At 73.6% G+C, this 19,508-nt stretch carries 16 protein-coding genes and 1 pseudogene; 5 read left to right on the forward strand and 12 right to left on the reverse strand.

All coding sequences use genetic code 11. The features are described 5' to 3' along the window. A pseudogene (locus C5508_RS20710) lies at positions 1–1,545 on the reverse strand (FAD-dependent oxidoreductase); the annotation flags it as partial. Between the two features lie 201 nt (positions 1,546–1,746). Here C5508_RS20710 and C5508_RS10015 point away from each other — a divergent pair. Then, positions 1,747–3,216: an MFS transporter gene (locus C5508_RS10015; RefSeq protein WP_104524799.1), complete on the forward strand. Its 1,470-nt coding sequence runs from the start codon at positions 1,747–1,749 to the stop codon at positions 3,214–3,216. A gap of 31 nt (positions 3,217–3,247) precedes the next feature. Here the strand turns inward: C5508_RS10015 and C5508_RS10020 are convergent, their stop codons facing one another. From C5508_RS10020 to C5508_RS10030, 3 genes are all read right to left on the reverse strand, one after another. Beyond that, the gene (locus C5508_RS10020) at positions 3,248–4,234 is read right to left on the reverse strand and encodes a sigma-70 family RNA polymerase sigma factor (RefSeq protein WP_104524800.1); all 987 of its coding nucleotides are present in this window, start codon (positions 4,232–4,234) and stop codon (positions 3,248–3,250) included. 67 nt (positions 4,235–4,301) lie between these two features. Continuing rightward, positions 4,302–5,915, reverse strand: coding sequence for a hypothetical protein (locus C5508_RS10025; RefSeq protein ID WP_104524801.1), 1,614 nt, complete (start codon positions 5,913–5,915; stop codon positions 4,302–4,304). A gap of 75 nt (positions 5,916–5,990) precedes the next feature. Continuing rightward, positions 5,991–6,410 (reverse strand): MarR family transcriptional regulator, encoded by a 420-nt coding sequence (locus tag C5508_RS10030; RefSeq protein WP_104524802.1) that lies wholly within the window; start codon positions 6,408–6,410, stop codon positions 5,991–5,993. A 116-nt stretch (positions 6,411–6,526) separates the two neighbouring features. Here C5508_RS10030 and C5508_RS10035 point away from each other — a divergent pair, with 116 nt between their 5' ends. Then, the gene (locus tag C5508_RS10035) at positions 6,527–7,768 is read left to right on the forward strand and encodes a GNAT family N-acetyltransferase (RefSeq protein ID WP_104524803.1); all 1,242 of its coding nucleotides are present in this window, start codon (positions 6,527–6,529) and stop codon (positions 7,766–7,768) included. Between the two features lie 80 nt (positions 7,769–7,848). On the opposite strand, the gene C5508_RS10040 is transcribed toward C5508_RS10035, so the two are convergent. Next, positions 7,849–8,340 (reverse strand): ribose-5-phosphate isomerase, encoded by a 492-nt coding sequence (locus tag C5508_RS10040; RefSeq protein WP_104524804.1) that lies wholly within the window; start codon positions 8,338–8,340, stop codon positions 7,849–7,851. A gap of 26 nt (positions 8,341–8,366) precedes the next feature. Between C5508_RS10040 and C5508_RS10045 the strand changes: the two genes are divergently transcribed. Next, the gene (locus C5508_RS10045; protein WP_104524805.1) at positions 8,367–9,038 is read left to right on the forward strand and encodes a DUF429 domain-containing protein; all 672 of its coding nucleotides are present in this window, start codon (positions 8,367–8,369) and stop codon (positions 9,036–9,038) included. A 3-nt stretch (positions 9,039–9,041) separates the two neighbouring features. On the opposite strand, the gene C5508_RS10050 is transcribed toward C5508_RS10045, so the two are convergent. Both C5508_RS10050 and C5508_RS10055 read right to left on the reverse strand, forming a co-directional pair. Further along, a complete protein-coding gene (locus C5508_RS10050; RefSeq protein ID WP_104524806.1) occupies positions 9,042–9,803 on the reverse strand; it encodes an SDR family oxidoreductase in 762 nt (253 codons plus the stop codon). 73 nt (positions 9,804–9,876) lie between these two features. Continuing rightward, a complete protein-coding gene (locus C5508_RS10055) occupies positions 9,877–10,542 on the reverse strand; it encodes a mycothiol-dependent nitroreductase Rv2466c family protein (protein ID WP_104524807.1) in 666 nt (221 codons plus the stop codon). Between the two features lie 123 nt (positions 10,543–10,665). Here C5508_RS10055 and pepN point away from each other — a divergent pair, with 123 nt between their 5' ends. Continuing rightward, positions 10,666–13,227 (forward strand): aminopeptidase N, encoded by a 2,562-nt coding sequence (pepN, locus tag C5508_RS10060; RefSeq protein ID WP_104524808.1) that lies wholly within the window; start codon positions 10,666–10,668, stop codon positions 13,225–13,227. Between the two features lie 224 nt (positions 13,228–13,451). Here pepN and C5508_RS10065 read toward each other — a convergent pair whose 3' ends face one another. From C5508_RS10065 to C5508_RS10085, 5 genes are all read right to left on the reverse strand, one after another. Continuing rightward, positions 13,452–13,913, reverse strand: a complete 462-nt coding sequence (locus C5508_RS10065; RefSeq protein ID WP_104524809.1) for a DUF5130 family protein — start codon at positions 13,911–13,913, stop codon at positions 13,452–13,454. A 54-nt stretch (positions 13,914–13,967) separates the two neighbouring features. Beyond that, a complete protein-coding gene (gene ctaJ, locus C5508_RS10070) occupies positions 13,968–14,351 on the reverse strand; it encodes an aa3-type cytochrome oxidase subunit CtaJ (protein ID WP_104524810.1) in 384 nt (127 codons plus the stop codon). A gap of 30 nt (positions 14,352–14,381) precedes the next feature. After that, on the reverse strand, positions 14,382–15,815 hold the full coding sequence (locus C5508_RS10075) for an amidase (protein WP_104524811.1): 1,434 nt from the start codon (positions 15,813–15,815) through the stop codon (positions 14,382–14,384). 83 nt (positions 15,816–15,898) lie between these two features. Continuing rightward, positions 15,899–16,423 carry a hypothetical protein gene (locus C5508_RS10080; RefSeq protein WP_157944055.1) on the reverse strand — a complete coding sequence of 175 codons (525 nt, stop codon included), beginning with the start codon at positions 16,421–16,423 and terminating at the stop codon, positions 15,899–15,901. Between the two features lie 222 nt (positions 16,424–16,645). After that, positions 16,646–17,251, reverse strand: coding sequence for an HNH endonuclease (locus tag C5508_RS10085; protein ID WP_232797037.1), 606 nt, complete (start codon positions 17,249–17,251; stop codon positions 16,646–16,648). Positions 17,252–17,406: 155 nt separating this feature from the next. Between C5508_RS10085 and C5508_RS10090 the strand changes: the two genes are divergently transcribed. Then, positions 17,407–19,476, forward strand: a complete 2,070-nt coding sequence (locus C5508_RS10090) for a prolyl oligopeptidase family serine peptidase (protein WP_104524813.1) — start codon at positions 17,407–17,409, stop codon at positions 19,474–19,476. Positions 19,477–19,508: the final 32 nt, after the last annotated feature.

Below are 19,508 nucleotides of genomic sequence, written 5' to 3' on the forward strand. Positions count from 1 at the left end.
CCCGCATCGAGCCAGGCCTCCCCGCCGATCCCGGTGACGAGCGCGAACCGGCCGCGCCCCACGAGGTCGAGGGTCGACACCCGGTGGCCGCCCCGCGTGACCCAGATGTGCGGGATCTTGGCGCCGGGCCAGGTCGTGGGCTGGGCGTAGAGCTCGGGGTCCCGGCGGAACTCGGGCATGGGGGTGCCGTCGGGGACGATGGCGGAGGAGGCGTAGCGGTGGTTGTGCTCCACGCCGTGGGCGTCGAACTCGTAGGCCTTGTAGGCGATCGCCTCGCGCAGCGCGGTCCGCACCTTCTCCCCCTCGGGCCCGGGTGCCTTGCGGAGAGCGAGCTGCGCCTCCAGCTTCTCGACGTCGATGGTGTCGGACAGGTCCAGCGCGGCGATGATCTTCCCGGTGTCGGCGATGCTCTGGTTGGCCCGCTCCACGATCTGGCGGCCGACCGGGGCGCGCTCGGCGTCGTAGGACTCCAGCAGCGCCGGGGACGCCGCCCCGGAGATCACGTGCGCGAGCTTCCAGGCCAAGTTGTAGGAGTCCTGGATCGAGGTGTTGAAGCCCAGCCCGTTCGTCGGCGGGTGGCGGTGGATGGCGTCCCCGGCGCAGAAGACCCGTGCCTTGCGATCGTGGTGGCGAAGTGGTGGTTGACCGTCCACGGTGAGCGCGGCTTCACCCGCATCTCGAAGTCGTCGGTGCCGACGAGCTTGACGGCGAGCTCCCGGACGACGTCGTCGGTGAGCTCGGGCGGCCCGGCGGCGACCTCGTAGCCCCACATGAGCATCCACTCGTCCCAGGGCTTGATCATGCGCAGCACGCCCAGCCCGACGCCCTCCTTCTCGGCGCCCGGCTGCAGCATCCAGTAGAGGACGGCGGGCCGGTGGGCGACGAACCGCGAGAGGTCGGCCTCGAAGACGATGCTCAGCGCCCCGGCGACGGCCCCGGTCCCTCGAACGGCAGGTCCAGGTCGGCGGCGACCATGCTGTGGGCACCGTCGGCCCCGATCAGGTACTTCGACCGGATCGTGTACTCCGCACCGCTGAGCCGGTCGCGGACCGTGGTCGTGACGCCTTCGTCGTCCTGCACGTGGCTGAGGTACTCGGTGTCGAACCGCACGCGGGCGCCGCGGTCCTGCGCCGCCTGGACCAGCAGGGGCTCGGTGATCGTCTGCGGGGCGTCGAGCATCGTGGTCGGGCTCTGCAGCTCGTAGTCGGCATGGCGCACGGTGTCGGTGCCCCACGAGGGGATCCGGCCCAGTTCCTCGCCGGCCAGGCTGGTGCAGAAGGTCGTGTTCCCCATGTACTCCCACGGGGTCGCCTCGCTCATCAGCCGGTCTTCGAGGCCCATGTCGCGCAGCGTCTCCATGGTGCGCTGGTTGGTGATGTGCGCGCGGGGGGTGTCGGAGAGCCGGCCGTACTTCGTGATGAGCAGCGCCGAGGTCCCGTACGTGGCGAGGAAGAGGACCGCGGACGCTCCGGCGGGCCCCGACCCCACGACCAGCACGTCCGTCGTGACGGCGGCGGGGCTCGTGGACGTGGACGGATCAGTCATGACGTCCTCTCGGGGGACCGACGCAGGCAGGGACTCACGGGTAGTTGAGGAATTGACGGCCGTCGCCGTCGGTGTGTCGAGGGCCACACGGCGTGGCGCCGCCTACCCCCGGCTCACCGCGCGCCTGCCGGAGGGAATCGCCGGTGGCCACCGACGTTGCACAGCGGTGAGCCGCCCGCGGCCTGCCGAGGAGGAGCGACCATGGCTGTGCCGTCCGCGGCAGGAACCGGCCTGCGCATGGGCACGCCCCAGGCACGCTGGGTGCTGCTGGCGACAGTCCTCGGCTCAGGCGTGGCCATGCTCGACGCGACGGTCGTCAACGTCGCCCTCGAACGGATCGGGCGCGACCTCGGCGCGGACTTCGCCGGGCTGCAGTGGACGGTCAACGCCTACACGCTCACGCTCGCCGCGCTCATCCTGCTGGGTGGGTCGCTGAGCGACCGCTACGGGCGCCGCCGGATCTTCGTCGTCGGCGTGTGCTGGTTCGCCGCGGCCTCCCTGCTGTGCGGCCTGGCCCCCGACATCGGCACCCTGGTCGCCGCGCGCGCCCTCCAGGGGGTCGGCGGAGCCCTGCTGACGCCGGGCAGCCTGGCCATCATCTCGGCCTCCTTCTCCGGCCCCGACCGGGCAGCCGCGGTGGGGGCCTGGTCCGGGCTCTCCGGCGTCGCCGGCGCGATCGGGCCCTTTGTCGGGGGATGGCTGGTGGAGTGGAGCTGGCGGGCGGTCTTCCTCGTCAACGTGCCGCTGGCCGTCCTGGTGGTCGCCGTCGCGGCCCGCCACGTCCCGGAGTCGCGGAACCCTGCGGCCGCGAGCCAGCTGGACTGGACGGGGACGGCGCTGGTCGCCGCCGGCCTCGGCGCGCTCACCCACGCCCTCACCGCCGCCGGCGACCAGGGAGCCGGGCCGGGGGTGTGGCTGAGCGCCGCGGCCGGTGGTCTCGCCCTGGCGGCCTTCGTCCTGGTCGAGCGGCGGTCCCGGCACCCCCTGGTCCCACTGGCGCTGTTCGCCGACCGGCAGTTCACCGCGGCGAACGCCGCCACGCTGTTCGTCTACGCCGCCCTCGGTGCCCTCTTCGTGCTGCTGGTGCTGCACCTGCAGGTGGTCGCCGGGTTCAGCCCGCTGCTGGCCGGGACCGCACTGCTCCCGGTGACGGTGCTGATGCTGCTGTTCTCCGCACGCGTCGGTGCGCTGGCCCAGCGGATCGGCCCGCGCGCCCTGCTCACCGCCGGACCCCTGGTGTCGGCCGGCGGCGTGCTGCTGACGCTGCGGATCGGCCCGGATGCCTCCTACCTGGGCGACGTGCTGCCCGCGGTGGTCCTCTTCGGATCCGGCCTCACCCTGCTGGTCGCCCCGCTGACCGCCACCGTGCTGGACTCCGCCGCAGACCGGTTCGCGGGCGTCGCCTCCGGGGTCAACAACGCCGTGGCGCGAGCCGCCGGTCTCCTCGCGGTCGCCGTCGTGCCCGTGGCCGCCGGCCTGGGCGGGAGCGACCACACCGACCCGACGGCGTTCGCTGCCGGCTTCCGCACCGCGACGCTGATTCTGGCCGGCCTGCTGGTCACCGGAGCGCTGGTCGCGGTCGCGTTCGTCCGGCGTCCGCTGGGTGGCGCACCGCTCACGCCGCCGGGGACGGAGTCGGCACCGGTCGTCGTCCGCCCGACCCCCTCCTGAGCCGGTCCCGACCGACGGCCGCAACCTGCGTCTACAACGTCGTGGGCAGGCCGAGTGCGGCGAACAGCTCGCAGTCGAGGTTCAGGAAGCTGGAGATGTGGGCGATCCGGCCGTCCTCCATCTCCAGCACGTGCAAGCCCCACGGCACATGACCACCGCCCTCGGTCGGGCGGTACTGCGCCACCGCAGGCGTCCCGTTGGCCGACGTCTGGATCAACTTCGAGCCCTTGCAGCCGGCACCGGGCCCGAGCATCCAGGTGCCGATGTCCTCGCGGCCCTTCAGCCACATCTGGAACGGGGGCATGTGCTGGGTGGCGTCCTCGTGCAGCAGCTGCACGAACGCGTCGATGTCGTAGCGCTCGAAGGCGTCGAGATAGCGGGCGAGCAGCGCGCGGTCGTCGGAGTCCAGCGACCGCGGCGCGGGCCGGCCGTCGAGGTCGGCCAGGGTCGCGCGGGCCCGCTGCAGCGCGCTGTTGACCGAGGCCACCGTGGTGTCGAGCAGCTGGGCGACCTCCTCGGCCTTCCAGCGCAGCACCTCGCGCAGGATCAGCACCGCCCGCTGACGCGGCGGCAGGTGCTGCAGCGCGGCGACGAACGCCAGCCGCACCGACTCCTTGGCCACGGCCTGCTCGGCCGGGTCGCCGTCCTCGGGGATGACCTGGCGGTCGAGGACCGGCTCCACCCACGCCGAGGCCGGAAGGCGGCCGGCCAGCGACGCCTCCACCGGCGGGTACGGCGAGCCGGAGAGGTCCATCGGCAGCGCCCGCCGCTGTCGGCCGTTGAGCTGATCGAGGCAGACGTTGGTCGCGATCCGGTAGAGCCACGACCGCAGCGCCGACCGGCCCTCGAAATCGGCGATCCCCCGCCAGGCGCGGACCATCGTCTCCTGCACCGCGTCCTCGGCGTCGAAGATCGAACCGAGCATGCGGTAGCAGTAGCCGGTGAGCTCCCGACGGTGCTCGAGGAGCCGCGGATCGAGCTGTTCGGTCGGGCCGAGCGCGACGCTGGTCACCTGCATGCACCTCCGGGATCGATGTGCCGGTCAGCACACCACAGCCCACCGACGAAACGGGAGGGTCCGGGCGCTACTGGTAGCTGATCAGCTGAGGAGTCGGCGAGACCCGGGCGATCGTCTCAGCGGGCGAGAGCATCGGGACGTCCTCGTCGATGAAGTTCTTCCAGCCCCAGGCCAGCTCCGGCTGGGCACCGGCCCGCAGCGCGGCCCACGTGGCCAGCTTGTCCGCCGTCGCCCCTTGACCGTCGGCGTGGATCATGACCGCCAGCTCGTCCCGGGTCAGGTCCAGCCGTTCGCGACCGGGCAGCATCCGCAGCTGGAACTGGTGCAGCACCAGGAGCTTCTGCGGCAGCGCGTTCCCCATCGTGAGGTCGGCCAACCAGGTGATCACCGAGTTCACCTCGTCCACGGCGACCTGGCCGATCTCGGTGAGGTGGACGCCGTCGGGGCGCAGCCGCCACTCCGGGTCCAGCGCCAGGCCGACGTGCGGCAGCTCGAGCAGCTCCTCGTAGCGCTTGGCCTGCGCGAGGAAGTCGGTGCGCCCGGGCTGGAGGTCCAGGACGACGTAGAGCCCCGCCTTCCCCGCGGCCTCCACCCACGGGCGCAGCTGCTCGACCGGCGCCTCGTAGGAGTAGTCGCCGTCGCCCCCAGCGCCCGACGACGCGACGGTGGCGATGACCTCGAACGCCGGCACGACGGGGACGTCCACGGTCTCCTCGTAGGGAGCGGCCACCTCCTGCGCGCGGCTGATGGCGCCGGGGAGGTCCTGCTCCCCCAGCAGCCCCAGCGACGACGTCCCCGGATGTCCGTAGAGCGCCACCATCAACCGGCCCGGGAACAGCAGCTGGCCGCCGCCGGGCAGCTGCTCGCCCGTGGCCGCGGTCGCGGTCTTCCAGTCCAACCCGTCCTCGGCGGCGAAGCCGGCGCCGAGCGCGACGACGGCGGCGTCGGGCGTCTCCGCCAGGGCGGACACCACGTCGGCCGACGCCCGCGGATCGGCGCTTCCGCCGGTCAGCGCCACGCGCGCGCCGGCCGCCCGAGCGGTCGCGATCCCGGCCACCGACTTCCCCGTCGCCAGGACGACGGTGTCGGCCAGCGGCTCGGCCCGCTCGACCGACGGCAGCGAGTCCTCGGCCGGCGACCCGGATGCCTGGTCCCCCGTGAGCAGAGCGGTCAGGTCCTCGACGTCGAGTCCGGCGACGGCCGCGGCGTCGCCGTCGGCGAGCACCTCGTCCTCGCCGGCGAACTCCAGCCCGCTCGCCCGCCCCACCGCGTCGGCGGTCGCCGGCACGGCGAGGACCTCGGGGCCTCCGGAGGGCAGCTCCACCTCCCCGACCGCCAGCACGTCCGTGGCGCCCAGGCGGTCCAGTTCGTCGGACACGGAACCGGCGTCCGAGCCGACGAGGAGCAGCGGAACACCGAGCCCCACGGCCGCCGACGATCCCAGCAGCGTGCCCGCCCGGTCGTCGGCGCTCGCCACGACGGCGACGCCGGACCGCTGGAACAGGGCCCGGCTGGTGCTCACCGACGCGGCGGCGGGATCCTCGTCGGCCACCAGCGTGAGGTCCTCCTCCGGCGAGGAGAGGACGACGGTGGCGCCGTCGTCCCCGGGGCCGTCGTCGGTGCCGGTGCACGCGGCGAGGAGCCCGGCGGTGACCACGAGCGGCAGGGTGCGGGAGCGCACGGGCGCGGCCTCCGTCGGTCAGGGGAGCGGTGGACCGTCCGACCCTAGCGACGTCGGGCGCATGCACCCGCCAGGTCAGCGCCGGCCGAGCGCCCGCTCGACGTTCTGGACCATCCGGTCGAGCACCAGGATGGTGCGCTCGTACTCCTGCCGGGAGAGCCCGTCGGCGACGTGCCGCCGGACGCGCTCCACCGACCGGGCCACCCGGTCGTGCGCGAGGACGCCGTCGGGAGTGAGAGCCACACCGACCGGCCCGGTCACCACCCAGCCGCGGCCGATCAGCTCGGCGACGACCCCGGCCAGCTCGTCGGCGGCGCCGAAGTCGGCGAGGGCGGCGTGCAGCGCGGGCTCCTGGACCGGCCCCTCGGCGAGCGAGTGCAGGACCTGCCAGTGCCGCCGGGTCAGCTGCTCACCGGCGACGACGGCGTCGACGGCTTCGTCCAGGAGGGTGTCCAGCCGCTTCACCCACCAGCCGATCGGTCGTTCCGGATCCATCGGCGCACTATGTCACCGCGCGGCCGGCCCTAGCGGTTCCCGCGGTACGCCTCCGCCGCAGAACGAGCACCGATATCGGTTGGCCGCCCGTCGCACCCGGCAGGTAGACACAGTGCGTGGCCGACGTCTCCTCCCAGCTGCGCGCGTTCACCGTCGACGAGTGGCCGGCGGTCACCCGGGCCATGAGCTCGGTGTTCGGCCACGAGCCCGACGGCCCCTACCTGGAGGAGCCTCCGCCGGTCGCCGAGCTGGACCGGTCGCTGGGCATCGTCGAGGATGGCCGGGTCGTGGCGACGTCGGGCATCTACAGCATGCAGATGACCGTGCCGGGCGCCGTCGTGCCGATGGCGGGGGTCACCTGGGTGACGGTCTCCCCCACCCACCGGCGGCGCGGCGTGCTGACCGCCATCATGCGGCGCCAGCTGACCGAGCTGCACGAGCAGGAGCGGGAGCCGGTCGCCGCTCTCTGGGCGGCGGAGGCCTCGATCTACGGCCGGTTCGGCTACGGGGTGGGCAGCCGGCGCGGCGGGTGGACCGGGCAGCTCGAGCGCCTCCGGCTGCGCGGCGACGTCCATACCGGCAGCGGGCAGGTGCGCATGGTCGACGAGGACGCGTTCCGGGCGCCGGCAGCGGCCGTGCACGAGGCAGTGCGCCGCTTCGTGCCGGGCAACACCGCCCGCGACCAGCGCTGGTGGAACCGTGCGCTGCTCGACATCCCCCAACGGCGGCACGGCGCGACCGCCCGCCGGTTCGCGCTGCACACCGAGGACGACGGCTCGGTCACCGGCTACGTCACCTACCGCGTGAAGGCGCGCTGGACCGACGCCGGCGAACCCGACGGCGTCCTGAAGGTCGAGGACGTGCGCGCCACGACGCCGGCGGCCTACGCGGCGCTGTGGCAGTTCCTGCTCTCCCACGACCTGATGCGCACCCTCGAGGCGCCGAGCCTCTCGTCCGAGGACCCGCTGCCCCACCTGCTGCAGGACTTCCGCGCGCTCAACGCCCGGCCGGTCGACGCGCTGTGGGTGCGGCTCGTCGACGTCGGGCGCGCCCTGGCCGCCCGCCGCTACCCGGCGCCGATCGACCTGGTGCTGGAGGTGCGCGACCCGTTCTGCCCGTGGAACGACGGCCGCTGGCGGCTGTCCGGGCACCCGGCGGGCGGGTACTGCGGGAAGACCGACCGCGATCCGGATCTCGTGCTCGGGATCGAGGCGCTGTCGTCGGCCTACCTCGGCGGGGTCTCGCTGGCGACGCTGCAGGGCGCCGGGCGGGTGACCGAGGTGAGTCCGGGCGCGGTCACGCTCGCCAGTACCGCGTTCGGTTGGCCGGTTGCGCCGTCGGCCTCCGAGGACTTCTGAGAGGACCCCGCTGCTCCCCAGCCCTCGCTACGCTCGGCGCGGGCCCCTGCGGCGGGGCCGTTCCAGCACCGCGCCTGCGGTCAGGGGTGGTCGGTGCGGGTGGGCAGGCCGCCGGCGGGGCGGTGCCGGTCGCGCTCGTAGTCGGCGATCAGCCCGATGCGGCGCACGTGCCGCTCGTCCTCGCTGAACGGCGTCGCCAGGAACTCCAGCACCAGCGCCGCGGCCTCGTCGGCGCTGTGCTGGCGGGCACCGATGGAGACGACGTTGGCGTCGTTGTGCTGCCGCGCGAGCTGCGCGGTGGCGGTGTTCCAGACGAGGGCGGCACGGACGCCGGGGACCTTGTTGGCGGCCATCTGCTCGCCGTTGCCCGATCCGCCGATGACGACGCCCAGCGACCCGGGCTCGGTGACGACCCGCTCGCCCACCTCGAAGCAGAACGGCGGGTAGTCGTCCTGCGCGTCGTACTCGAAGGCTCCGCAGTCCACCGGCTCGTGGCCGGCGTCGGTCAGCACCTTCTTCAGGTGCTCCTTGAACTCCAGGCCCGCGTGGTCGGTACCGATGAAGACGCGCATGCCGGCGAGTCTGTCAGGCTCCCGGCGTGACGGTGCTCGGGGTCGACGGGTGGCGGGGCCGCTGGGTGGGCGCCCTCCTCTCCCGTCGGTCGGTCGAGATCCGGGTCCTGGACGACGTCGACGCCGTGCTGGCGGTTCCGGACGTCGAGCTGATCGCCATCGACATGCCCATCGGTCTCTCGGACGACGGCGTCCGCGCCTGCGACGTCGGAGCACAGAAGCTGCTGGGGCCGCTGCGCAGCTCGGTCTTCCTGACGCCGGTGCGCGCCGTTCTGGGAGCCAGGGACTACGCCGAGGCGCGAGCGATTTCCCGCGCCCACACCACTCCGCCACGCGCGCCGTCCGCCCAGGCGTTCCAGCTGGTCGAGGCCATCCGACAGCTCGACGACGCCCTGGGCGAGCCCGCCACCGACCGCGTCGTCGAGGTCCACCCGGAGCTGTCCTTCCGCGCTCTGTCCCCCGACGTCCGCGACCGGAAGGGAACCGCCCGCGGGACGGTCCAGCGGCTGCGTGCGCTGCGGACGGCGATGGACGTGGAGGAGGCGCTGGCGGAGGCACCGGCCGGCGTCCCGGTGATCGACGCACTGGACGCCTGCGCCGCCGCGTGGTCCGCGCAGCGGCTGGCCGAGGGCCGCGGCGAGTGCGTCGGGGACGGCTCGGTCGACTTGCGAGGCCGCCCGATGCGGATCAGCTGGTGACGCTCAGCTCCCGGTGAGCTTCCGGACCACCGACAGCGGCAGGAGGCGCAGCAGCCCGGCGACCGGCCGCCACGGGAGCTCCGGCACGTAGCCGCGCACCGGCTCCCGCTCGATCACCTCGGTGAGCGCCTTCACGCCCTTGTCCAGGCCCACGGTGAGCGGGCCGCGACGACCGACGTTGATGTCGGTGGCGATGTAGCCGGGCAGGATCGTCGAGACGACGATCTGCGAGCCGTAGACGTCGGAGCGGATGCCCTCGGCCAGCGAGTTGAGCGCCGCCTTGCTCGCGCCGTACGCCGTCCGGGTGCCGGGCATGCCGCGCACCGAGGCGACCGAGGAGATCAGCACCAGGTGCCCCATCCCCTGGGAGCGGAACAGCTCCATCGCGGCCTCGCACTGCGCGTGGGAGCCCAGGACGTTCGTCAGCAGCACGGCGCGGTTTTCCGCCGCGGACCCGGTGCCGATCGAGCCGCCCTTGCCGATGCCCGCGTTGACGATCACGCGATCCAGGCCACCGAGCCGGTCGGCGAGCCGGGGCAGCACCGTGGCGACCGACCCGGGGTCGTCGACGTCCATCGCGGCGACCTCGACCCGGATGCCCGGGTGCGCGGCGAGCAGCTCCTCGCGGAGGCTCTCCAGCCGGTCGACCCGGCGGGCGCACAGCGCGAGGTCGCGCCCCATGTCGGCGAACCGGCGGGCCATGCCCTCGCCGAGGCCGGCGCTGGCACCGGAGACGAAGATGCGCTGACGAGTGGGGTGCGGCACACCGACAGCATGCCGCCCCCCACCGTCACGTCGTGGAACGGCCCCGCCGGGAGGGATGCACCGGGGTCCTCCCTCAGCGGGAGCGGGTGAGCTCCAGGGCGTCGGCGGGCACCGAGTCCATGTCCGGGCCGGTCGAGCGGGTGCGCTTGAGCTCCCAGAAGTCCGGGAGGTTGGCCAGCAGGACGGCCCCGTCGAACGCCTTGCCGGCGTCCTCACCGGTGGGCACCTTGCTGATGACCGGGCCGAAGAACGCGACGCCGTCGATGTGCATGACGGGAGTGCCGACGTCGTCGCCGACCGGGTCCATCCCCGCGTGGTGGCTCTTCTCCAGCGCTTCGTCGTACTCGGTGGACTCGGCGGCATCGGCCAGCGACGCCGGGAGCCCGACGCGCTCGAGTGCCGGCGCGATGAGCTCGTCGAGCTCCAGCTGCTCGTGGTGCCGGAGGGTGCCCATGGCGGTGTAGAGGTCACCGAGCACCTCGTCGCCGTGCTGCTGGGCGGCGGCGACGGCCACGCGGACCGGGCCGATCGCCTTCTTCATCATCTCCTGGTAGTCCTCGGGCAGGTCCCGCCCGCGGTTGAGCACCGCCAGCGACATGACGTGCCAGTGGAGGTCGATCTCGCGGACCTTGGCCGCCTCGAGCACCCAGCGGCTGGTGAGCCAGGCCCACGGGCACAGCGGGTCGAACCAGAAATCGACGCGGGCCTTCGTGGGGGCGCTCTGCACTGCCTCGGTCATCCGTACTCCTCGCTCAATGGCCGGGCACCTGAGCGCCCGACGTCGTCTGGTGGCTGGCAAGGCGTGGCGCACCACGGTTGTTCCCCTGCGCGGACCCGCGCCACCCCGTGAAAAGCTGCGCGAGTGGCCGTACCCAACCTGACCCGCACCGATGCCGCTGCCCGCGCCGACCTGCTCGAGGTCCAGAGCTACGACATCTCCCTCGACGTCACCGACGGCGCCGGACGTCCCGGCGAGCACACCTTCCGGTCGACGACGACGGTGGAGTTCACCAGCCGCCGGGCGGGCGCGGACACCTTCATCGACCTCGTCGCGGAGAACGTGCTGTCGGCGACCCTGAACGGCACCGAGCTCGACGTCAGCACCTACACCGAGGACGGCGGCCTGCCGCTGCCCGGCCTGGCCGAGACGAACACGCTGGTGGTGACGGCGGACTGCCGCTACTCCAACAGCGGCGAGGGCCTGCACCGCTTCCTCGACCCGGTCGACGGGCAGGTCTACCTGTACACGCAGTTCGAGCCGGCCGACGCGAAGCGGATGTTCACCTGCTTCGACCAGCCCGACCTCAAGGGCACGTTCACCCTGCACGTCACCGCGCCGTTCGACTGGCAGGTCGTCTCCAACACCGGCGACCGCACCATCGAGGCCGGTGAGGGCGGTTCCCAGCTGGTCCACTTCGTGCCGACCAAGCGCATCTCCACCTACCTCGTGGCGCTCATCGCCGGTCCCTACGCACGGGTCACCGACCTCCACGAGGGCATCCCGCTCGGCCTGTACTGCCGGGCCTCGCTGGCGGAGTTCCTCGACGCCGAGGCGATCTTCACGATCACCAAGCAGGGGTTCGACTTCTACCACCGGGTCTTCGACTACCCGTACCCGTTCGACAAGTACGACCAGCTCTTCGTGCCCGAGTTCAACGCCGGGGCGATGGAGAACGCCGGGGCGGTGACGTTCCTGGAGGACTACGTCTTCCGGTCGAAGGTCAGCCGGGCCCGGTACGAGCGGCGCGCGGAGACGATCCTGCACGAGCTGGGCCACATGTGGTTCGGCGACCTGGTGACCATGCGCTGGTGGGACGACCTGTGGCTCAACGAGTCCTTCGCCACCTACATCAGCACCCTGTGCCAGGCGGAGGCCACCGAGTTCACGACGGCCTGGACCACGTTCGCCAACGCCGAGAAGGCCTGGGCCTACGCGCAGGACCAGTTGCCCTCCACGCACCCGATCGCCGCCGACATCCCCGACGTCGAGGCGGTCACCGTCAACTTCGACGGCATCACCTACGCCAAGGGTGCCTCGGTGCTCAAGCAGCTGGTGGCCTATGTCGGGCGCGACGAGTTCCTCGCCGGCGTGCGTCGCTACTTCCGCACGCACGAGTACGGCAACACCACGCTGGCCGACCTGCTGGCGCCCCTGTCGGAGAGCTCGGGGCGCGACCTGACCGAGTGGGTCGAGCAGTGGCTCAGGACCAGCCAGGTCAACACCCTGCGCCCGGTCGTCGAGCTGACCGACGACGGACGCTACGCGGGCTTCGCCATCGAGCAGACCGCCGTCGCCGAGCACCCGGTGCTGCGCAACCACCGGCTGGCCGTGGGGCTCTACAGCGAGGGTCCCGAGGGGCTGACCCGCACCCACCGCGTGGAGCTCGACGTCGCGGGGGCGCGCACCGAGGTGCCCGAGCTGGCCGGTCACCCGGCGGCCGACCTCGTGCTGGTCAACGACGACGACCTGACCTACGCCAAGCTGCGCCTGGACGAGCGGTCGCTCGCGACGCTGCGCACCCGGATCGGCGCCATGCCCGACTCGCTGGCCCGCGCGCTGTGCTGGTCGGCCGCCTGGGACATGACCCGCGACGCCGAGCTGCCGGCCCGCGAGTGGGTGCAGCTCGTGCTGGCCGGGATCGGCGCCGAGACCGAGAGCAGCGTGATCCAGTCCCTGCTGGCCCGGACCCAGACGGCGCTGTCCTCCTTCGCCGACCCGTCCTGGGCGCCGACGGGCTGGACGCAGCTGGCCGACCACGCCCTGGCCGCCCTCCAGGCCGCGCCGGCCGGCAGTGACGAGCAGCTGCTGTGGTCGCGCACCCTGGCCACGGCCGCCCGCAGCGACGAGCACGCCGCCATGCTGCGTGGCCTGCTCGACGGCTCCCGCTCCCTGGAGGGGCTGACCGTGGACGCCGACGCGCGGTGGGCGTTGCTGCACGGGCTGGTCGCCATCGGCGCGGTGGGCGACGCGGAGATCGACGCGGAGGCCGAGCGGGACGCCACGGCCACCGGCATCCGCCGGGCCGCCACCGCTCGGGCATTGCGCCCCTCGGCGGAGTCCAAGGAGGAGACCTGGCAGCGGGCCTTCACCGACGCCACGATCCCCAACGCCGTGCACGAGGCGATGCTGCAGGGCTTCTGGCACCACGCCCAGCGGGAGCTGACGGCCGGGTACGTCGACCGGTACTTCGCCGAGATCCGGCCCCTGTGGGACCACCGGCCCGGCGAGATCGCGAAGAACGCCGTCCAGTACCTGTTCCCCCCGGTGGTCGAGCCGCGCACCCTCGTGGCCGCCGACGCCTGGCTCTCCGACGCCGATCAGCCGGCGGCGCTGCGCCGGCTGGTGTTCGAGGGCCGGGACGGCATCTCCCGCGCGCTGCGGGCCCGCGAGCGGGACGCCGACGCCGGGCACGCCGAGGCCTGAGCCGCGAGGACGACGGAGCCCCCTCCACCGGCTGGTGGAGGGGGCTCCGTCATGTCTTCCCGGCCGCCGCCCTGTTGATCAGGTGACCTGATCAACAGGGGTCCTACCTCACGGTCGACCGCGAGGCAGGACCCGGAACGATCAGGTGACCTGATCAACAAGGCGAGCAGGGGGACGCACGAAAGCGCCGCTCCCCTACCGGGGGCGGCGCCTTCGTGGTGGCCTCAGTGGCGCAGGGACGCCGGGTGGCCGGCCTGGTCCGAGAGCTGGCGCAGACCGTTCACGATGCCGCCGACCAGGTCGCCGTTGGCGAACGAGCTCGTCATCGAGAGCACTGCGAGCGCACAGGCGCGGTCGGGCAGCCGGCGGGCGGAGGAGGCGCCGGTGACGACCTCGACCACGCGCTGCCCCGGCGAGACTGCGATCAGCACCGCGTCGGCGGGGTTCGCGCCGGAGCGGGCGTGCAGCTCCTCGGCGTGCGCCCGGGTGGGCGTGCGCAGCTCACCCACGTAGAGCGTGAAGCGCAGGCCGGTCTCCCGGGAGGACATGGTCAGCGCCTCGTCGAGGCGGGCCAGCTCCTTGTAGCTGAAGACCTGGTCGGCCGCCGAGCCACCCTGGTCCGTGCGGGCCGCGCCGGTCGTGGCCGTGGCGGTGTCGTGGGAGTCAACTTCAAGCGCGCGGGTCATCGCCGGTCTCCGGGAGTGTTCGTCAGGACGTCGGAAAGGGTCACCGGAGCACCGTCACCAGGTGCCGCGGGCGCCGCCGAGCGGGCCGGCGGGCTGAGGGGCGTGCGCAGTGGCCCCCTGCGACCGACCGGCCGCGGGACCGGCTGAGTCACCGGTGTCGGTGTTGCGCTCCGCAGGCTGCTCCGGGTACATGGAGGAGCCGAGCGCGGCCGTGCCGCTGCTGCCGGGCACCGCGGCCGGGCCGTGCGCCGGGGCGGGGTCGTGGCCGCCGGTGTGCGCCGGGTGCGGCTCGAACCAGATCGGCGCGTAGTCCCAGGCCTGACCCGGCTTGTAGCGCGGACGCCGGTCGGCGCCGGGCTTGAGGGTCAGCACCGCGAGGACGACGACGATGGCCAGCGGGATGCCCGCGAACACGAGGAGGGCTTCGGCGACGTTCACGGGGGACAACTTACCGGTGACGCGCCCGGTTCACCGGCTCGCCGTCCAGACGGCGGGGCGTCGTCCCGCCCACGGCCGGGCGGCCTCCAGCTGGGCCGACAGCGCGACCAGCGTCGCCTCGTCCGCCGGCCGCCCCACGAGCATGGTCCCGACCGGCAGGTCGTCCGGGGTCCAGTGCAGCGGCACGCTGACCGCTGGTTGCCCGGTGACGTTGAACAGCGCGGTGAACGCGGCGTAGCGCTTCTGCCGCTCGAAGTCCGGGCCGCCCTCGCCGTCGGCACCGAACCAGCCGATCGGCCGCGGGGTCATGGTGAGCACCGGCGCGAGCAGGATGTCGAAGCCGGCGGTCGCGCGGAGGAACTGCCGGGAGAAGACGCGCAGGGCGAACATCGCCTCCATGGCGTCCCGGGCCGACAGCGCCAGCCCGCGGCCCTGCATCCAGCGGGTGAGCGGCTGAAGCCGGTCGCCCCGCCCCGGCGGCACGGGCAGCGTGGTCGCGCTCAGCGCCCACACCCGCTCGAAGGAGGGCAGCACCGCGGGGTCCAGCAGCCCGTGGGGAACGTCCTCGACGGTGTGCCCGAGCGACTCGAGCAGGCGGCCGGCGTCGTCGAAGGCGGCGGCGACCTCGGGTTCCAGCTCGACGCCGGGCATGGCCGACTCGGTGTACCGCCCGATCCGCAGCCGCCCGGGCTCGCGGTCGGCGTGGCCGAGGAAGGTCTCCCCCGGCGGCAGGGGCGGCGCCCAGAACGGGTCGCCGATCTCCGGGCCGGCCATCGCGTCCAGCATCGCCGCCGCGTCGCGCACGGTGCGGGCGAGCGGTCCGCTGGTGCCCAGGCCGGTCACCTCGCTGCCGTAGGGGGCGTTGCTGATGCGGCCGCGCGTGGGCTTGATCCCGAACAGCCCGTTGACGCTGGCGGGGATGCGGATCGAGCCGCCGCCGTCGCTGCCCTGGGCGAAGGGCACGAACCCGGCCGCCACGGCCACCGCCGCTCCCCCGCTGGAGCCGCCGGCCAGCCGGGTGGGATCCCAGACGCACCGGGCCGGCCCGACCAGGTCGTTGTCGGTGTAGCAGGGAAAGCCGAACTCGGGGGTGTTCGTCTTGCCCAGGCTGATCGTCCCGGCGTCGGCCAACCGGGTGACGACGGCGTCGTCCACCTGCGGCACGAAGTCGGCCAGGGCCGCGGAGCCGAACGTCGTCCGGACACCGGCGGTGTTGTTCAGGTCCTTGATCGCGGTCGGGACGCCGAGCAGGGGCGGCAGCTCCCCGCCCGCCCGCACCCGGGCCTCGGCCGCGGCGGCCTGGGCCCGCGCGCGCTCGGGCGTGACGGTGATGAACGCGCCGAGACCGGCGTCGTGCTGCTCGATCCGGGCCAGCGCGGAGTCGACCAGCTCGGTCGGGCTGACCTCCTTCGCGCGGACGGCGGCGGCCTGCTCGAGCGCGGTCAGGTCGTGCAACTGGGTCACGGATCAGCACGCTAGCCGGAGGCGCCCGGCTCTGACGCTCACCCGGGCCTCCGTGACCGCGGGACCGGAGCGCGGTCATCCCGTCAGCCGTTCACCCTCAGACTGAGCATCTTGTCCGTGCTGAACATGCCTGCGATGGGATCACTCGATGGCTCCACGTCGAGAACCACCCGGCCGCCGGCAGGCACGTCGACGTCGATGGAGGGGCTTCCCGTCCAGTCGATCCTGGCAACCACCGTGTGCGGCCCCGGGGTGACCGTCGTCCGCAGCGTCGCACCCCGCTTGACGGCCCCGACCCTGCGCCCGTCGATCAGGATCCAGTAGCGCCTCAACAGGGCGAAGTAGTAGCCCGTCGGGCGTTCGACGACGATCTCCCCGGCGCTCGGACCGGGGGCGCTGGGGGCTCCGAGGTCGGCGGAGCCCGGAACTCGACCCCCGGTGGCCTCTGCCGTCTGGCGTTCGGCGTCCCGCTTGGCACGCAGGCGTGTGGTCTGCGTGAACAGGTAGTAGGACGGGATCTGCAGCGCGGCCAGGACCAGGAAGATGACGCCCAGCACGGCATCACCGATGGCAGCCCACCAGAGGATGCCGAACGAGGCGCAGGCCACCGCGCAACCGCCGCAGAGCAGCGCGAAAACCCGCTGATGCCTCATCGCCCGCACCGTGTCGACATGCGGCAGGACCGTACGTCGGCCGCACGTCCCTGTCCGGCCCCGACCAGGGGTTCCACCCATCGGGCGACCGCCTGCCCGACGCCCGCCCACCACTGCGGCCGGTGAGCCCCGGCTCGTGGGCGGGAGCTCGCGAGGAACGAGGAGGACGGGGTCCTTTCAGGCGCTCACGCTCTCCGGGACGCCCAGCCACGCCCGCCAGCGCGGGTCGACGGTGCGCGCTCCGAGCAGCCGCCAGGCCGCACCGCTCGGGGTGCGCGGCGGATGCGGCAGTTTCCAGCCGAGCTCGGCCAGCGACCGGTCGGCCTTGGTGTGGTTGCAGCGGCGGCAGGCGGCCACCACGTTGTCCCAGGTGTGCGTGCCCCCGCGGCTGCGCGGGACCACGTGGTCGATGCTCGTGGCCGAGCCCCCGCAGTAGACGCAGGTCTGCGCGTCGCGGGTGAAGACGGCCCGGCGCGACAGCGGCACCGATGCCGGGTAGGGCACCCGCACGTAACGGGTCAGCCGGGCGACGACGGGCACGGGCAGGCTCACGGTCTCGGAATGCACCACGTCGGCGGTGACGTCGACGGATTCGGCCTTGGCCGCCAGGACGAGGACGATGGCTCGCCGGCTGGACACGACGCACAGCGGCTCGTAGGTCGCGTTGAGCAGCAACGTGGCCGACGTCGTGGCCGTCGAGGGCAGGGGGACGAGCGGCGGGACGGGGTCGCGACGCGGGCCTGGATGACCCGCCGACGTCGACTCGGGCGCGGAACGCGGCACGGATCACCTCCGGACGCCCCGGACCACCGGGTGCTGCGCGACCCGCGGGCAGCCCCATTCTGACCCGGCGGGTGCCCATCGGCGCAGTGGAATTTCGCGGGATGCGCCCGGACGGGCCCGGGAGGGTGTCCCCGGCGGCGACTAGCGTGCCGGGAATGCGCTACCCGGACGCCCCGCGGCTGGACATCGTCGAGGACCTCCACGGTTCCCGCGTCGCCGATCCCTACCGCTGGCTGGAGGACCCCGCCGACCCCCGCACCCAGGAGTGGTCGGCGGCCCAGGAGGCGATCGCCGCGGAGGTGCTCGCCGAGCTGCCGCTGCGTGCCCGGTTCGCCGAGCGCCTCGAGCAGCTGGTGCACGCCGGCGCTGTCGGGCTCCCGGTGTGGCGCGGGGAGCGTGCCTTCTCCACCCGCCGCGACCCCGGCCAGGAGCACGCCGTCCTGCGGGTCCGCGAGGCCGACGGCACGGTCCGTGTGCTGGTCGACCCCATGGAGCTGGGCCCAGAGGGGACGACGACGCTCGACGCGTGGTCGCCGTCCTGGGAGGGCGACCGGCTGGCCTACCAGATCAGCAGCGGCGGCGACGAGGAGTCGAAGCTGTTCGTCCTCGACGTCGCCACCGGCGAGGTCCTCGACGGCCCCGTGGACCGGTGCCGCTACTCCCCCGTCGGCTGGCTGCCCGGTGGCGAGGAGCTCTTCTACGTCCGCCGGCTGGCCCCCGACCAGGTGCCGGCCGGCGAGGAGCAGTACCACCGCCGCGTGTGGCGGCACCGGGTCGGCGGCGACCCGGCCGACGACGTGCTCGTGCACGGCGAGGGTCTCGACCCCACCAACTACTACGGCGTGCGCACCAGCTCCGACGGCCGCTGGCTGGTCGTCTCCGCCTCGGCCGGCACGGCGCCGCGCGACGACGTCTGGCTGGCCGACCTCGCCGGCGACGCCGTGCTGCGCGACCTGCAGATCGGGGTCGACGCCCAGACCGCCGCCTGGGTGGCCCGCGACGGCCGGCTCTGGCTGATGAGCGACCGCGACGCCCCGCGCTGGCGGCTCGCGGTGGCCGACCCCACCGATCCGGCGTCGTGGGCGCCCGAGGCGTGGACCGACGTCATCCCGCAGCAGGACGACGCCGTGCTCTCCGACATCGCGCTCGTCGACGGCCCGGACGGCACCCTGCAGGTGCTGGCAGTGCACGCCGTCGACGCGACCGACCGGCTGTCGCTGTGGGCGGCGGACGGCACCGGCAAGGTCGCCGACGTGCCGGCTCCGGGCGCGGGCAGCATCGCCGGGGTCAGCGCCCCGCACTCCGGCGGCACGACCGCGTGGGTGGGCTACACCGACTACGCCACCCCGCCGTCGGTCCTGCGCTGGAGCTCCGCCGAGCCCGCGACGCTCACCGCATGGGAGCAGGCGCCGGTCGCCGGCGAGGTGCCGGAGCTGACCGTCGTGGAGACGCACGCGACCTCGCAGGACGGCACGCCGGTGCACCTGTTCGTCCTCTCCGGCACCGGGGCCCCGGACCGCCCGCGGCCGACCGTGCTCTACGGGTACGGCGGCTTCAACGTCTCCCTGACGCCGGCCTACTCGGCGCAGGCGCTGTCCTGGGTGGCGGCCGGCGGCGTATGGGTGGTCGCGAACCTGCGCGGCGGCTCCGAGCACGGCGAGGAGTGGCACCGCGCCGGCATGCGCGAGCGCAAGCAGAACGTGTTCGACGACTTCGCGGCGGCCGGGGAGCACCTGGTGGCGGAGGGCTGGACGACGCACGAGCAGCTGGCGGTCATGGGCGGCTCCAACGGCGGGCTGCTGGTCGGGGCCACGCTCACCCAGCGCCCCGACCTCGCCGCCGCCGTGGTCTGCAGCGCGCCGCTGCTGGACATGGTCCGGTACGAACAGTTCGGGCTGGGGCGCACCTGGAGCGACGAGTACGGCACCGCCGAGGACCCGGTGGAGCTCGGCTGGCTGCTCGGCTACTCGCCGTACCACGCCGTCCGCGAGGGCACGGCCTATCCGGCGACCCTCTTCACGACGTTCGGGTCCGACACCCGGGTCGATCCCCTGCACGGCCGCAAGCTCGCCGCCGCGCTCCAGCACGCCACGACGTCGGAGGCACCGATCGTGCTGCGCAACGAGACATCGGTGGGGCACGGCGCCCGGGCGGTCAGCCGGACGGTCGGGCTCGCCGCCGACCAGCTCGCCTTCCTCGCGGCGCACACCGGTCTCACTTCGTGAGATATCGGAACGTTCCCGGCCGGACACGCGTC

Origin of the sequence: Blastococcus atacamensis (assembly GCF_002938425.1) — a bacterium.
Lineage (GTDB): Bacteria > Actinomycetota > Actinomycetes > Mycobacteriales > Geodermatophilaceae > Blastococcus > Blastococcus atacamensis.

Bases quoted from the DNA above. Each gene is read 5' to 3' on its own strand.
- C5508_RS10015 (WP_104524799.1), top strand. From the start codon at position 1,747: ATGGCTGTGCCGTCCGCGGCAGGAACCGGCCTGCGCATGGGCACGCCC.
- C5508_RS10020 (WP_104524800.1), bottom strand. From the start codon at position 4,234: ATGCAGGTGACCAGCGTCGCGCTCGGCCCGACCGAACAGCTCGATCCG.
- C5508_RS10030 (WP_104524802.1), bottom strand. From the start codon at position 6,410: ATGGATCCGGAACGACCGATCGGCTGGTGGGTGAAGCGGCTGGACACC.
- C5508_RS10040 (WP_104524804.1), bottom strand. From the start codon at position 8,340: ATGCGCGTCTTCATCGGTACCGACCACGCGGGCCTGGAGTTCAAGGAG.
- C5508_RS10055 (WP_104524807.1), bottom strand. From the start codon at position 10,542: ATGACCGAGGCAGTGCAGAGCGCCCCCACGAAGGCCCGCGTCGATTTC.
- C5508_RS10065 (WP_104524809.1), bottom strand. From the start codon at position 13,913: ATGACCCGCGCGCTTGAAGTTGACTCCCACGACACCGCCACGGCCACG.
- C5508_RS10090 (WP_104524813.1), top strand. From the start codon at position 17,407: ATGCGCTACCCGGACGCCCCGCGGCTGGACATCGTCGAGGACCTCCAC.